Genomic DNA, 14127 nt, shown 5'->3' on the forward strand with positions numbered 1-14127 from the left:
TTCGCGTCGCATGCGGCGGGCGAAAATTCCCACTATCTGGTTAATTTCCGGTGCTGAACATGACGGACGCCGGAATTCATGTGCCGTCCGTCATCGATAGAGGGCGCCGGCCTACGCGCCCACCGCGCGCGTGTCCAGCCGGAACAGCGAGACGGCCTCGGCAAGCCGGTTTCCCTGTTCCTCGAGCGACTTCGAGGCGGCGGCCGCCTGCTCGACGAGCGCCGCATTCTGCTGGGTGACCTCGTCCATTTGCGTGATGGCCAGATTGACCTGCTCGATGCCGCGGCTCTGCTCGCTCGACGCCGCGGCGATCTCGCCCATGATGTCGGTCACGCGCGAAATCGCGTGCGTGACCTCGCTCATCGTATCGCCCGCGTTGTTCGCGATATGCGAGCCGTCCTGGATTTTCCGGACCGATTGCGAGATCAGCTCGCGAATTTCCTTCGCGGCGCTCGACGAACGCTGCGCAAGACTTCGGACTTCGCTCGCCACCACCGCGAAGCCGCGGCCCTGTTCGCCGGCGCGGGCGGCCTCCACGGCCGCGTTGAGCGCGAGAATGTTGGTCTGGAACGCGATCCCTTCGATGATCGCGGTGATCTCGGCGATCTTGGCGGAACTCGCGCTGATGTCCGTCATCGTGTCGACCATCAGGCCGACGGCCGAGCTGCCGCGCTGCGCGACCTCCGATGCGTTGTTGGCCAGGCCGCTTGCCTGCTGCGCATTGTCGGCGTTCAGGCGCACGGTGGACGTCAATTGCTCCATGCTCGACGCGGTTTCCTGCAGCGACGCGGCCTGCTGTTCGGTGCGGGACGACAGGTCCTGGTTGCCGGACGCGATTTCGCCGGCGCCGGTCGCGACGTTGCCCGATGCGGTACGAACCTCCGAGATCAGGCGGATGAGGTTTGCCTGCATGTCGCGCATCGAAGCCAGCACGCTGCCGGCCGGCGCGGCGCCGGTCGCGGCTTCGGCGCCGAGATTGCCGGCGGCGATATGGCCGGCGATATCGCTGAGCACGGCAGGCTCCGTGCCCAGCGCGCGCAGCAGGCCGCGGGTGATGAAGAGGCCCGAGATCGCGGCCGCGGCGGCGGCGGCGATGCAGATCGCGATCAGCATCAGTCGTCGCGACGTATAACGGTCGTCCGATTCCTTCACCCGCTGGGCGGCGATTGTGCGCGAGAACGTCGCATACGCATCGGTGGCCGCGACGAGCTGGGCGAGCAGCGGTCGGCACTGTTCATTGATCATCGTGATCGCCTGATCGCGCCGGTTGTTCGCCGCCGCGTCGACGATGGCGCGCGCCACGGGGCCGTACTGCGCCTCGATCGCCGCGATTTGCCGAACCAGTTCGCGGGCCTTGTCGGTCGCGCCGCTGCCCTCGCGCACTGCATTCGTCAGTTCGCCCATCAGCGCGCCGACTTCGCGGTCGGCCCGCAGCGCCGCTTCCTTCTCGACGTCCGCATCGCGCGTCCCGGCCGCCAGGACCTGGTTGCGGGCGGCGATCGCGCGCCGGTCGACCGCGGCGAGAACCTTGTCCGCCAGGGTCGCGCGGGCGTTGATGCCGTTGACGTAGTCCTCGAATGCTGCGTTCGCGTTGCCGAGCGAGACGATGCCGACGACGGAGACGAGTACGACCGTGCAGGTAAGAAGTCCGAAAGCCATGATCAGCTTCGTGCGAACCGTTAATCGTCGATCATTCATAGGAGGAATCCAGTTGTGGGTATTAAATAGATTTCCTGATTAACGGAACGGAGAGTGAACAGTTTAGGACCGTCGCCCGAGGCAATCGTTTGCGGGTTGCCTGTCGTCAAAAAAATCCGGCAGCGCTCCGCATTCGTCACGCCGAACGGACGAACGGCTCCGTTTTCGCGTACCACAACCGGTTTCTGCCTCGGCGTACCCGTGCCGGTCGCCGTCCGTCCGGCATCGCTCAACTTCCCGCCGACGGTGCCGTTAAACGGATCAGGGTCGCCCTTTTCAGCGATCCATTTCAATCACGCGGTAACGGAGACCGAAGTCATCATGCTGTCATCAATTCGCGCACGGATCCTGGCGACGTGTGTCGCCATCGTCGTGACGGCGCTGGCCGTCACCGGCGGGCTCGTCTATTACGTCGTCAAGACCCACAACGACGAGGCCATCGACCAGAATCACAAATCGATCCTCGCCGGCCACGCGCTGGCGATCGACGAATGGGTGGCCAGCCGGTCGCGCGAAACCCAGGCGCTCGCGGATACGATCGCGATCGGCGACGGCGATCCGGTGCCGGCATTGAAGCTGCTCGGCAAGTCGGGCGGCTTCGAGGTGCTGACGCTCGGCCTGCCGGACAAGACCGCCTTCTCGAACGTGCCGCTCGCGCCCGGCTACGATCCGACCGCGCGGCCCTGGTACAAGCAGGCCGTCGGCGCGGGCCATCTGGTCGTGACGGCGCTCTACCGCGATGCGACAAGCGGCAAGCCGGCCGTCGCGTTCGCGGTGCCGGTGGTGCGCGACGGCGCGGTGAAGGGCGTGCTGGCGGCCAGCCTGTTCATGGAGAACGTGAGCTCGATCGTGACCTCCGTTCACCCGACGCCGGCGAGCTTCGCGTTCCTGGTGGACAAGGGCGCGCGCGTGATCGCGTCGGCCAAGACCGACCTGATCATGAAGCCGGCCACCGGCCTGTCGCCGGAACTCGATGCCGATCACCTCGGCGCGCTGCAGACGGCGTCGGCGCCCGTCGCGGTCGACATCGACGGCGCCGCCAAGCTGATGCGCGCACAACCGATCGTCGGCACCGACTGGTCGCTGGTGCTCGCGCTCGACAAGGGCGACGTGACGGCCGGCATGCGCGCGGTCGCGACGACCACGCTGCTGGCGATCGTGATCGTCGCCATCATCGCGGCCGCGCTCGTCGGCGCGATGACGAACGCGGCCTTCAAGCGCATCCTGATGGTGCGCGACGCGCTCACGGACGTCTCGAGCGGCAGCGGCGACCTGACGAAGCGCCTGCCGGCCGACGGCGCGGACGAAGCCGCGCAGATCGCGCGCGCGTTCAACGCGTTCGCCGAGAAGATCAGTGCGATCCTGCTGCAGATCCGCGCGTTCAGCACGTCCGTCAACCTCGCGAGCGCCGAGATCGCGCAGGGCAACCAGGATCTGTCGGCCCGCACCGAACACGCGGCGTCGAGCCTGCAGGAAACGGCCGCGGCGTTGGAGGAGATCGCCGGCACGGCGCGCAACTCGGCCGATGCGGCGAGCCAGGTGAACCGTCTGGCGGAATCGGCGTCGGATGTCGCGCTGCGGGGCGGCACGGTCGTGCGCGAAGTCGTGTCGACGATGAACGACATCACGCAGGCGTCGGCAGAGATCGCCAACATCGTGGGCGTGATCGACGGCATCGCGTTCCAGACCAACATTCTCGCGCTGAACGCCGCCGTCGAGGCGGCGCGCGCGAACGAGCACGGCCGCGGCTTCGCGGTCGTCGCCGGCGAGGTGCGTGCGCTCGCGCAGCGCAGCGCGCAGGCCGCGCGGGAAATCAAGCAGTTGATCCACTCGTCGGTCGAGAAGATCGAGGGCGGCTCCGGGCTCGTCCAGACGGCCGGGGCGACGATGGACGAGATCGTCGACGGCGTGCGCAACATCACGAGCGTGATCGCCGAGATCAGCGTCGCCGCGAAGGAGCAGAGCACGGGGCTCGAGCAGGTGAATCAGGCGGTGTCGCAACTCGACGACACGACGCAGCAGAACGCGGCGCTCGTCGAGCAATCGGCGGCAGCCGCGACGTCGCTGCGCGAGCAGGCGGCCCGGCTCGCGCAGACGGTGGGCGAGTTCAAGCTGGCGGAGCGCGCGGTGGCGGTGTGAGGGTTTGATTGACGGGGCCCGCGGGCCCCTGTTTCATGCGGCGCGGCTAAGTCGGTCCGGCTGGCGTACCCGCCGACGACGGGCGGGATTTCGTTCGTATCCTGCGCCGGTCCGCTGGTGCGTCGCCCACGCCGTGGCTGACTGCGATCGATCGCAAGCGGGGAGGCGGTATCGCCTTCGTTCCGTTCAGGCAAGCACCCCGCGCGCGGCCAGATTCGCATACAGCGCGCGCACGCCGAAGGTCCACGGTGCGATCTCCGTGCAAAGCCGCACGGTGTTGACGAGCGCGCCGAGCGCGGGCGTCGAGATCGTCACGCGGTCGCCGAGGTGATGCGTGAATCCGCCGCCGGGCGCGTCGCGATCCTGGATCGGCGAGAACATCGTGCCGAGGAACAGCATGAAGCCGTCCGGATACTGGTGATGCGCGCCGCAGGTCTGCGCGACGAGGTCGGCCGGGTCGCGGCTGATCTCGCGCATGTGGCTGATGCCGTCGAGGACGAAGCCGTCGTCCGCGCCTTCGACGCGCAGCGACACGCTGCATTCCCGCACGCCATCGAGCGTGAAGCCATCGTCGAACAGCCGCACGAACGGGCCGATCGCGCACGAGCCGTTGTTGTCCTTGCATTTGCCGAGCAGCAGCGCCGAGCGGCCTTCGACGTCGCGCAGGTTCACGTCGTTGCCGAGCGTCGCGCCGACCGGCCTGCCGTCGCTGGCGACCGCCAGCACGATCTCCGGCTCGGGGTTGTTCCACACCGATATGGGCAGCAGCCCCACGTCCGCGCCGAAGCCGACCGCGGACATCGGCTGCGCCTTGGAGAACACCTCGGCGTCCGGGCCGATGCCGACTTCCATGTATTGCGACCACGCGCCGCGGCGCTCGAGCTCCGCCTTCAGGCGCAGCGCGGCTTCCGAGCCCGGCACGATCTTCGACAGGTCGGTGCCGATGGTCGCGGCGATGGTGTCGCGTACTTCCCGCGCCTTGGCCGGATCGCCGCCGGCCTGTTCCTCGATCACGCGTTCGATCAGGCTGACCGCAAAGGTCACACCGCACGCCTTGATCGCCTGCACGTCGCACGGTGCGAGCAGGTGCGTGGCGCCTGGTGTGCCGTCCAGCGCCGCTTGCAGCAGCGGCTCGACGCGGCCGAGCGATTCGCCGGCAGCGGTGCGCGCGATGGCGACCGCATCGGGGCGGTCGAACAGGTCCGCGGTGGTCGGCACGGTGCGCGTGATGTCGAACACTTCGCCGCCACGTACGGCGACGACGCTCGGGCCCGCGTGGGCGCCGTCGTGCCGCCAGACGCGGCCGATCAGCAGCGCGTGGGCAAGGTCGTGCGGCAGGCAGTCGGAAACGGAAGGAGTACGCATGGTCAGCTCGGCAAGAGTCGGGGGCGGCGGGGTCAGTGCGAATGGCGCGGGTTGCCGCGCTGCTCGATCACCTTCAGATACAGCGTGGCCGGTTCGAGGCAGCCGCCGGTGGACAGCTGTCCGACGAACCGGCGATAGAGTTCCTGCCACGGCGTTTGCGCCTGCGGCACGGTGAAGCTGGCGGTTTCGCGGCGGCGCGCGAGTTCGTCCTCGTCGACGAGCACGTCGACACTGCGGCGGTTCAGGTCCACGCGCACGCGGTCGTTCGTGCGCAGCAGCGCGAGACCGCCGCCGACCGCGGCTTCCGGCGACATGTTCAGGATCGACGGGCTGGCCGACGTGCCGCTCTGGCGTCCGTCGCCCATGCACGGCAGCGACGTCACGCCGCGCTTCACCAGCTCGGCCGGCGGCGCCATGTTCACGACTTCGGAGCTGCCCGGATAGCCGACCGTGCCGCAGCCGCGGATCACGAGGATGCAGCGCTCGTCGATGTTCAGCGCGGGATCGTTGATGCGCGCGTGGTAATCCTCGGGGCCGTCGAACACGATCGCGCGCGCCTCGAACGTATTCTCCGCGCCCGGCTCGGAAAGGTAAGTCTGGCGGAACGCGTCGCCCACCACCGACATCTTCATGATCGCGCTGTCGAAGAAGTTGCCCGACAGCACCATGAAGCCGGCGCCATGCTTGAGCGGCGCGTCGGGCGTGCGGATCACGTCGCGGTCGGCGTCCTGCGCGGTGTCGGCGATCTCGCCGATCGCACGGCCCGATACGGTCAGGCAGTCGCGCCGCAGCAGGCCGGCCGCGTCGAGCTGGCGCAGCACCGCGGGCACGCCGCCGGCGCGGTGGAAGCTCTCGCCGAGGTATTCGCCGGCCGGCATGCAGTTCACGAGCAGCGGCACGGCTTCACCCAGGCGCTGCCAGTCGTCCAGGCTCAGTTCGACGCCCATGTGGCGCGCAATCGCGATCAGGTGCGGCGGGCAGTTGGTCGATGCACCCAGCGCGGAGGCCACGACGATCGCATTCTCGAATGCCGCGCGCGTCATGATTGTCGACGGGCGAAGGTCTTCGCGAACGAGCTCGACCGCGCGCTTGCCGGTCGCGTAAGCCATCTGGCCGCGCTCGCGATAGGCGGCGGGAATGCTCGCGCAGCCGGGCAGCGACATGCCCAGCGCCTCGGCGAGGCTATTCATCGACAGCGCGGTGCCCATGGTGTTGCAGTGGCCGATCGACGGCGACGACGCCGTGGTCAGCTGCATGAAGCCTTCGTAATCGATCTCGCCGGCCGCGAGCAGGTTGCGCGCATGCCAGATCACCGTGCCCGAGCCGACCCGCTTGCCGTCGTGCCAGCCGTCGAGCATCGGTCCGCCCGACAGCACGATCGCGGGCATGTCGACGGTGGCCGCGGCCATCAGGCACGCGGGCGTGGTCTTGTCGCAGCCGGTCGTCAGCACCACGCCGTCCAGCGGAAAGCCGTGCAGCACTTCCACCAGCCCGAGGTAGGCGAGATTGCGGTCGAGCGCGGCGGTGGGCCGGCGGCTTTGCTCGGCCAGCGGATGCACGGGGAACTCCATCGGAATGCCGCCCGCGTCGCGGATACCGGCCTTGGTGCGTTCGGCCAACTCGATGTGGTGGCGGTTGCACGGCGCGAGGTCGCTGCCCGTCTGTGCGATGCCGATGACAGGACGGCCCGACTGCAGTTCCTCGCGCGTCAACCCGTAGTTCATGAAGCGCTCGACATAGAGCGCGGTCATGTCTGCGTGCGCGGGGTCGTCGAACCATTCCTGGCTGCGCAGACGGCGAGGGGTGTGTGACATGGCAGGCTGTCTCCTGAGGGGCCTTCTTCATTTTGCGTGCCGGATGGTACCGGTAACATCGATTGGATGTTAGCACGGCTTTTTTGCGTAGCGGAAGGGATTTCGTGCGCGCGTGGCGAAGGCGTGGGGCAGGGGGCGGTACGAAGCCGCACGCGTCGCGTCCTGGGATGCGCGCGATCGTCGGCTTGTCACGCGCTTTCCCGCGCGATGATGGTGTAGTCGATACGGATGCTTTTCGAGTCGGTCGGCTCGCCGCCGTCGCGCGCTTGCAGCGCCGCCAGCAACGCTTCGCCGGTGCGCAGCCCGATGCCGTACGCATCGACCGACACGGTGGTGATGGTCGGGTGGCAGCACTCGGCCACTTCGAAGTTCCCGAAGCCGGCCACGGCGATGTCGGCGGGCACGGTGAGGCCGCGCCGGTGGCATTCCATGATCGCGCCGAATGCCGACATGTCGCTCACGCACATCACCGCGTCGGTATCCGGCCAGCGCTCCAGCAGCGCGGCCATCGCGGGCCCGCCGTGGCTCATCGTGATCGGCGATTCGCCCAGCCGCACGACGCGCGGTTCGCCCAGGCCCAGCGCCTTGATCTCCGCCTGGTAGCCCTTGAGCCGGTCCAGGCCGCGGCGATCCAGTTCGCTCGCGCCGACCAGAAAGCCGATGCGCCGGTAACCGCGCTCGGCCAGGTGGCGCACCATCGCACGGGCGGCGCGCACGTTCGAGAAGCCGACGGCGGTGTCGATCGGGCGCGTGGGCAGGTCCCACATCTCGACCACCGGAATCGCCGAGCGCTCCAGCACCTTGCGCGTCGCTTCGGTGTGCTGCGACCCAGTCAGCGCGATGCAGCGCGGCTGGTGTCGCAGCATCGAGCGGACGAGCCGTTCTTCCCGTTCCAGGTCGTAATCGGTATCGCCGAGCAGCAATTGCAGACCCTGCGGCTCGAGCGCATCGGTCAGGCCGCGCACGGTGTCCGAGAAGTTGGAGCTCGACAGCGACGGCACCAGCACCGCGACGAATTCCGAGCGTCCCGACGACAGCGCACCGGCGGCGGCATCCGCCACGTAGCCGAGCTGGTCGATGGCCTCGCAGACCCGTGCGCGCGTCTCGGCGGCCACGCTGTGGCCGGCGAGCACGCGCGACACCGTCATCTTCGATACGCCGGCGAGGCGCGCTACGTCGGACATGCGGGGCGGCCCGGCGGGCCGGACGGCGGTGGGACTGGGCATCGGAATCGCGATCGGGAGAAAGCCGGAAAGGCTACATCATACCGGTGCGGCATACCGCGCAGGCGGGTCGCGCCGTACCCGTCGCGGTAAGCTCCGTACTAGGGAAACCACGCGTTCGGCGGCACTTGTATGCGCGTATCGCAGCATGCTACCTTCAACGTTGTTACCGGTATCAGCGTGCCGATCGCTCCCGTCGCCTCGTCGGCTTTTTTTTGCCACCGGATGTTATCGGTAACATCGATGCGCGAAGCGCACGCGACGGTACGAAGAAGATCGATACAACCAGGAGACAGACCGATGCCATCCCTAACGCAGGCCGCTGCCGCACCGGCCGCGGCCGACTCGTCCGAAGACGCCCTTTACCGCAAGGTCATGCGGCGCATCCTGCCGTTGCTGCTGCTCTGCTACGTCGTGGCCTACCTGGACCGCGTCAACGTGGGCTTCGCGAAGCTGCAGATGCTCGACGACCTGAACCTGAGCGACGGCGTCTATGCGCTCGGCGCCAGCATCTTCTTCTGGGGCTATTTCCTGTTCGAGATGCCCAGCAACCTGCTGCTGCATCGCTACGGCGCGCGCTTCTGGATCGCACGAATCATGATCACGTGGGGCATCGTGTCGTCGTCGATGGCGTTCATCGTGCCGCTCGCGCAGTTCTTCCACGTGCAGACGACCACGATGTTCTACACGCTGCGCTTCCTGCTGGGGCTGTGCGAAGCGGGTTTTTTCCCGGGCGTCATCCTGTACATGAACTACTGGTTCCCGGCGCGCCGCCAGAGCGTGGCGATGTCGGGCTTTTTGGTCGCGATCCCGCTGAGCCTGACGCTGGGCAGCGTGGTGTCCGGCTGGCTGATGGAGCAGACGCACGGCCTGTCAGGCATGAGCGGCTGGCAATGGATGCTGCTGCTCGAAGGGCTGCCGTCGATCGTGGTGGCGTTCATCGTGCTGGCCTGCCTCGGCGACGGCCCGCAGTCGGCGAAATGGCTGTCCGCCGACGAAAAGGCGGTGCTGTCGCGCAATCTCGAATCCGAGGCCGCGCACAAGTCGCACAGCATCGGCGCCGCGCTGCGCAGCCCGCGCGTCTGGCTGCTCACCTTCATCCTGCTGACGTTCAATACCGGCTTCTACGGGCTGGCCTTCTGGCTGCCGTCGATCATCCGCGCGTCGGGCGTGCACAGCCCGCTGCACATCGGCGTGCTGACGGCCATTCCGTACCTGACGGCGATCTTCGCGATGGTGTGGAACGCGTCGCACTCGCGCAAAACCGGCGAACGCCGCCTGCACGCGGCGATTCCCGCGCTGATCGGCGGCGTTTTCCTGATCCTGAGCGCGGCGTTCGCGCAGAACGTGGCGATGTCGATCGTATTCCTGACTATCGCCACCTGCGGCATCCTCGCACTGATGCCGATCTACTGGACCTTTCCGGGGCAGATCCTGTCCGGCACGGCCGCGGCCGCCGGCATCGCGCTGATCAACTCAGTGGGCAACCTGTCCGGCTTCACGGGCTCGATGATCACCGGCGTCGCGAAGCAGATGACCGGCAACATCAACAACGGCACCTATGCGCTCGGTGCTTGCCTGTTGGTCAGCTGCGTGCTGATCGCGTCGATTCCACGCGATATTTTGCGGCCGCCGGCGGGGCGGTAGGGCGTTTGTGCGACGTTACGTTGCGCCGGGGCTGGGGCATTGCGCTGCCTCGGCGCCGGATGCATCACGTCATGTGCATTGATCTCGTGTGAGTTTGCTCGACCGTCACACGCGGAATTCCGGATCTCTCCAACCAGCGACGCCCTGCTCGCTGCTCGCTTTTCTCGTGAGCGGCCGTCATGCGTCCTCTAGGGCGAAGCGCACCTTGTCCCCGAGCGTGCGCAACCGTTCGACAGGTTCGTTCGAGAACACGAAACGGACGTACTGCTCGCCGTGTGCGACACCCCATCCGGTCATGGCCGTCGCACATACGCCGCAGCGCAGCAACCGCTCCGACATCTGCGATCCGGTCAGGCCGAAGTCGGATACGCGCAGCAGCATCGACCAGCCACCCGCCGGCATGCCGAACGGGAGCCCCGACAGTTCAGCGGCGACCGTGTCCCGCCGTCTCTCGAGTTCGCTCACGTAGCCAGGCAGATCGGATGCGGAATGTTCGAGCGCAATCGCCGCAGCCTCCTGGGCAATGCCGACCGGCACCACGACATTGGCGAGCGACACGGCCACAAGATCGGGAATCAACCATTCCGGCGCGACGATCCAGCCGACCCGCCAGCCGATCATGCGCAGCTCCTTCGACGCCGCACCGATCGTCACCGTACGCTCGGCCATGCCGGGCAGGCCGGCGGGATGGATGACCGTGCGTCCATCGAAGAGCAGCCGTTCCATCGCGCTGTCGAGGATCAGCAGCAGATCGTTCTGCACGCACAGGCTCGCGATCAGTTGCCAGTCGGACGCATCGAAGAAGCCGCCCGAAGGCATCGAAGGAGACATCAGCAGCATGGCCCGCGTTTTCGGACCGATTGCGGCCCGCAGCGCGGCCTGGTCCAGCTTCCATTCACCGCCCGGCGTGAAGGCGAACGGGACTTGCCGCGGCACGCCGCCCGCCAGGCGGACGCGGTTCAGCAGACCTGCGTACGTCGGATCGGTGACGATGACTTCGTCGCCGATCTCGACGGTGGCGAGCAGCGTGTTCAGAATGCCGGAGAGCCCGCCCGCCGACACCACCACCTGATCGGCCGTGAAGCGCTGCCCCGAAAGCGCCGACACGTGGGCGGCAGCGCTCGCGCGTAGCCGATCCTGACCGACGAATGGGAGATAGGAGTTGGCCGATTCTCGCTGGATGGCCGCTCGGGTGAAGGCGAGCGCTTCCGCGGTAGGCGGGATGTCGGTATCGAGATTTTCGAGTCGCAAAAGGTCGACGTCGGCATGATCGGCGATCGAACCCATGCGATCGACGCCGATACCGGCGATGTGCTGCAGACGGACAGGGCGGTGGTGGCGCATCGAGCCTCCGGGTTTGTTACAATTTAATAGATAATCTATGCATGGTGGTCGGGATGAATTTGGAAGTCAAGGAGGATCGCTCGCTGGCCGATCGGATCGCTGGCGCATTGGCGGACCGCATCATCTCGGGCGCCATCGCGCCGGGGGAATGGCTGCGTCAGGACCATATCGCGGCAGAGTTCGGTGCGAGTCATGTGCCGGTACGCGAGGCGTTCAGACGGCTGGAAGCGCAGGGATTGGCCGTGGTGGAGCCGCGACGAGGCGTGCGGGCGGCGCCGCTCGAGCCGGCGGACGTGCTTGAAATGGCGAAGATGCGTGCTGCTTTCGAGGCGCTGGCGCTGCGGGAGGCGATTCCCGCGCTCGATGCACGTGCGCTGGAGGAGCTCGATGCGATCCTCGATCAGGAGGCGGCGGCGCGTGGCATAGCCGTGCTTGGCACGCTGAACCTGAGGTTTCATCGCGCATTGACAGTGCGGTGCGGGATGCCGCGGCTCGTCGCTGCGATTGGCGACATGCATCGGGCCAGTGCGCGGCATTTGTATGCGACGTGGCAGCAGCTCGACTGGCAGGATCGCTCGAACGACGAGCATCGGAACATCGTTCGGGCGATACGCGAGGGTGATGTGGACGCAGCCTGTGCGGCCCTGTCCGCGCATATTCTGGCTGCGGGGGATGCGCTGGCTCAGGCGTTGCGGAGGCGGTAGGGATGCAGGTCGAGCCGCAGTTATCAAGCGGTTCATAGGACCGGCTTTGGGAACGGCTGGTGTCTTCTAAACGCGTCGGGCGGCATCCGGCCATCGACAGTCGTAGGCAATCGCTCTCAAGCAGCCATTCGAACGTCGGCTGTACCTTGCCCAGGGACACACGCGTGCCAATCGTATCCGTCGCGGCACGCCACGCCCTGTACGCGAAGGCGCGAATGTGGGCGCGTCCGATCGTCTTGGAACACGCGCACCGGACACCGACCGATGCCGTGGCGCTTGACCCGGAATGCGACTCGGTCGCCGCTACCGATAAACAGCCCGTGGCTGCACTGGCGGGGCGACGACTAAATTGACGCGAGCAGAATCATGCGCCTGGCTAACTGTGCGTCGCGCCGCGAGCAGACAAGCGGCAGCGTGTACCTTAGACTCCTGCCGCAATGACCATTGAGTGGCCGGAGGCTTCGTCAACGAGAGCATCCGGGAGATGCATCCGGTTCAGGGACGACATCGCCTTTGTCCATCTGATCAGCATCCGAGCGAGTCCCGAAAGGTTTGGGCAACCGCATGGAAGCGTTGCTGCGGCAAAGCCGCTCGGCCGTCGCGGTGAATCCTGTGAACGATAGAAGTATCTGCTATATGGCGACCAAGCTGTCATTCGAAGTTCTCGAAGTTTTGGATGCAATTGACCGGACCGGTACATTCGCCGAGGCGGCCGAGTTGTTGCATAGAGTTCCGTCCACGCTCACTTACCTTGTGCAAAAGCTGGAAAGCGACATGGATGTCGAGCTGTTCGACCGCAGCGGCAGACGGACGAGACTCACGGAAGCGGGTCGTGCTGTTGTGGAAGATGGGCGTCGACTTTTAGACGCGGCTCGACACCTGGAGGCCAAAGCAAAAGGTATTCGAGACAGTTGGGAATCGGAGCTTCGACTATGCGTCGATGCAATCTTGCCAATCCAGTCCTTATGGCCGTATGTCCATGCCTTCTACGACCTGGAGATGAATACCCAGCTAAGTCTTTCCACCGAGGTGCTTGGGGGCGTGTGGGATGCCCTGGTTACGCGGCGTGCCGATCTCGCGATAGGGGCGTTCGGCGAGCCGCCGCATGCGGCCAATATTGCGGCCCGGCCAATCGGAACCCTCCGGCACGTTTTTGTCGTGGCACCGGACCATCCACTCGCCCGCATGCCCGAGCCGTTGGAGAGCGAAACGATCGCAAGATATCGAGGTGTGGTCATCAGTGACACTTCCCGCGAACTGCAACCGCAATCTGTGGCCACCCGTGACGGACAGCCGCTGATCATCGTGCCGACGCTCGCAGCCAAACTGCAAGCACTGTGCGAAGGTATCGCTGTCGGGATGCTGCCCGATTTCGTAGCGAAAGAACCGATACACGAAGGCAGGCTGGTCGCGCGCCGCATTGTGGGTGTGCGCGAGTTCACGAATGGCTACCTCGCTTGGCGCGAGGACAAGGTAGGGAACGCTTTGAACTGGTGGATTGCGCAACTAGACAGCGCCGATCTGCTTGAACGGCTCCTGACGCCGCGTCAAGAGAGTAAAGGGCAGCCCGGGGCGCCCGCTTGCGCAGTCCGTTACCAAAGCGCGGAGTAACAGGCCATCAGTGCTACTGTCCGAGCACCTTCGCCGGTGCATGCAGTTGGACATTCGAAGGTCAGCTTGGCACCGAACCTTGCCGTTGAGTTGCCGAGGCATCCAATGGCTGCGACGGGTCGATCTGCGTCGGTCGCGCGTTGCAGGGCAGCGGCCGGCCGCGTTCGGCCACGAACAGCCGTTCGACACAGCTTTTTAGATCGTCGGCAATCGGTGCGGATAAGGGCGTAGCCTTTAGCGGTTACCGTCGATCAGATCGTTCAGCAGCGCATCGAACGCGGCCTGTGCGTCTTCAAGTTCCTGCAGGGCGGCATCAAAGGTTTGCAGCGCGAACGGCGAAGGCTCGCCGCTGCCTTGCGGCGGAAATTGCTTCTGCATCGAGGCGAACGTACTCTGCACGCGCAGCGTGGCGGCCACCATGCGCTCCATCGCCTGGGTTTCTTCGGCTCGTGCCTGTTCGGGATTCATTCCTCTCTCCTTGGATGGTTTTCTTGAAGACCAGATCGTACACGCTGTGTCCGTTCTTGCCGCCCTTGGCAGAACGACTCCGTTGAAGGTTCCAACGGCACGCTGCGGGAGAAG

The 14127-nt window shown here is 66.3% G+C and carries 11 protein-coding genes; 4 read left to right on the forward strand and 7 right to left on the reverse strand.

Annotated elements, in window-relative coordinates; translation table 11 throughout:
• Positions 1–111 precede the first annotated feature (111 nt).
• The gene (locus tag JYG37_RS31475; RefSeq protein WP_124630173.1) at positions 112–1698 is read right to left on the reverse strand and encodes a methyl-accepting chemotaxis protein; all 1587 of its coding nucleotides are present in this window, start codon (positions 1696–1698) and stop codon (positions 112–114) included.
• A complete protein-coding gene (locus tag JYG37_RS31480; protein WP_213347044.1) occupies positions 1695–1991 on the reverse strand; it encodes a hypothetical protein in 297 nt (98 codons plus the stop codon). Before JYG37_RS31480 ends, JYG37_RS31475 begins: the two co-directional genes overlap by 4 nt.
• 28 nt (positions 1992–2019) lie before the next feature.
• Between JYG37_RS31480 and JYG37_RS31485 the strand changes: the two genes are divergently transcribed.
• The gene (locus tag JYG37_RS31485) at positions 2020–3837 is read left to right on the forward strand and encodes a methyl-accepting chemotaxis protein (protein WP_050016818.1); all 1818 of its coding nucleotides are present in this window, start codon (positions 2020–2022) and stop codon (positions 3835–3837) included.
• Positions 3838–4023: 186 nt separating this feature from the next.
• Here the strand turns inward: JYG37_RS31485 and JYG37_RS31490 are convergent, their stop codons facing one another.
• From JYG37_RS31490 to JYG37_RS31500, 3 genes are all read right to left on the reverse strand, one after another.
• A complete protein-coding gene (locus JYG37_RS31490; RefSeq protein WP_213347046.1) occupies positions 4024–5202 on the reverse strand; it encodes a fumarylacetoacetate hydrolase family protein in 1179 nt (392 codons plus the stop codon).
• 32 nt (positions 5203–5234) lie between these two features.
• The gene (locus JYG37_RS31495; protein WP_176015951.1) at positions 5235–7016 is read right to left on the reverse strand and encodes an IlvD/Edd family dehydratase; all 1782 of its coding nucleotides are present in this window, start codon (positions 7014–7016) and stop codon (positions 5235–5237) included.
• A gap of 188 nt (positions 7017–7204) precedes the next feature.
• On the reverse strand, positions 7205–8242 hold the full coding sequence (locus JYG37_RS31500) for a LacI family DNA-binding transcriptional regulator (protein WP_124555355.1): 1038 nt from the start codon (positions 8240–8242) through the stop codon (positions 7205–7207).
• A gap of 297 nt (positions 8243–8539) precedes the next feature.
• Between JYG37_RS31500 and JYG37_RS31505 the strand changes: the two genes are divergently transcribed.
• Positions 8540–9886: an MFS transporter gene (locus JYG37_RS31505; RefSeq protein ID WP_213347048.1), complete on the forward strand. Its 1347-nt coding sequence runs from the start codon at positions 8540–8542 to the stop codon at positions 9884–9886.
• A 177-nt stretch (positions 9887–10063) separates the two neighbouring features.
• Here the strand turns inward: JYG37_RS31505 and JYG37_RS31510 are convergent, their stop codons facing one another.
• Complete coding sequence (locus JYG37_RS31510; RefSeq protein ID WP_213347050.1) at positions 10064–11230, reverse strand: pyridoxal phosphate-dependent aminotransferase; 1167 nt, start codon at positions 11228–11230, stop codon at positions 10064–10066.
• A 53-nt stretch (positions 11231–11283) separates the two neighbouring features.
• Between JYG37_RS31510 and JYG37_RS31515 the strand changes: the two genes are divergently transcribed.
• The gene (locus tag JYG37_RS31515; protein WP_239469007.1) at positions 11284–11934 is read left to right on the forward strand and encodes a GntR family transcriptional regulator; all 651 of its coding nucleotides are present in this window, start codon (positions 11284–11286) and stop codon (positions 11932–11934) included.
• 636 nt (positions 11935–12570) lie between these two features.
• The gene (locus tag JYG37_RS31520) at positions 12571–13545 is read left to right on the forward strand and encodes a LysR family transcriptional regulator (RefSeq protein WP_089490418.1); all 975 of its coding nucleotides are present in this window, start codon (positions 12571–12573) and stop codon (positions 13543–13545) included.
• 234 nt (positions 13546–13779) lie between these two features.
• On the opposite strand, the gene JYG37_RS31525 is transcribed toward JYG37_RS31520, so the two are convergent.
• Positions 13780–14013, reverse strand: coding sequence for a hypothetical protein (locus tag JYG37_RS31525; protein ID WP_011549124.1), 234 nt, complete (start codon positions 14011–14013; stop codon positions 13780–13782).
• Between the last annotated feature and the right edge of the window lie 114 nt (positions 14014–14127).

Source organism: Burkholderia sp. LAS2, from assembly GCF_018417615.1.
GTDB classification, from domain to species: domain Bacteria; phylum Pseudomonadota; class Gammaproteobacteria; order Burkholderiales; family Burkholderiaceae; genus Burkholderia; species Burkholderia sola.

Coding starts and splice junctions, on each gene's coding strand:
- JYG37_RS31475 (WP_124630173.1), bottom strand. CDS start 1,698: ATGAATGATCGACGATTAACGGTTCGCACGAAGCTGATCATGGCTTTC.
- JYG37_RS31485 (WP_050016818.1), top strand. CDS start 2,020: ATGCTGTCATCAATTCGCGCACGGATCCTGGCGACGTGTGTCGCCATC.
- JYG37_RS31490 (WP_213347046.1), bottom strand. CDS start 5,202: ATGCGTACTCCTTCCGTTTCCGACTGCCTGCCGCACGACCTTGCCCAC.
- JYG37_RS31495 (WP_176015951.1), bottom strand. CDS start 7,016: ATGTCACACACCCCTCGCCGTCTGCGCAGCCAGGAATGGTTCGACGAC.
- JYG37_RS31500 (WP_124555355.1), bottom strand. CDS start 8,242: ATGCCCAGTCCCACCGCCGTCCGGCCCGCCGGGCCGCCCCGCATGTCC.
- JYG37_RS31505 (WP_213347048.1), top strand. CDS start 8,540: ATGCCATCCCTAACGCAGGCCGCTGCCGCACCGGCCGCGGCCGACTCG.
- JYG37_RS31510 (WP_213347050.1), bottom strand. CDS start 11,230: ATGCGCCACCACCGCCCTGTCCGTCTGCAGCACATCGCCGGTATCGGC.
- JYG37_RS31515 (WP_239469007.1), top strand. CDS start 11,284: ATGAATTTGGAAGTCAAGGAGGATCGCTCGCTGGCCGATCGGATCGCT.
- JYG37_RS31520 (WP_089490418.1), top strand. CDS start 12,571: ATGGCGACCAAGCTGTCATTCGAAGTTCTCGAAGTTTTGGATGCAATT.
- JYG37_RS31525 (WP_011549124.1), bottom strand. CDS start 14,013: ATGAATCCCGAACAGGCACGAGCCGAAGAAACCCAGGCGATGGAGCGC.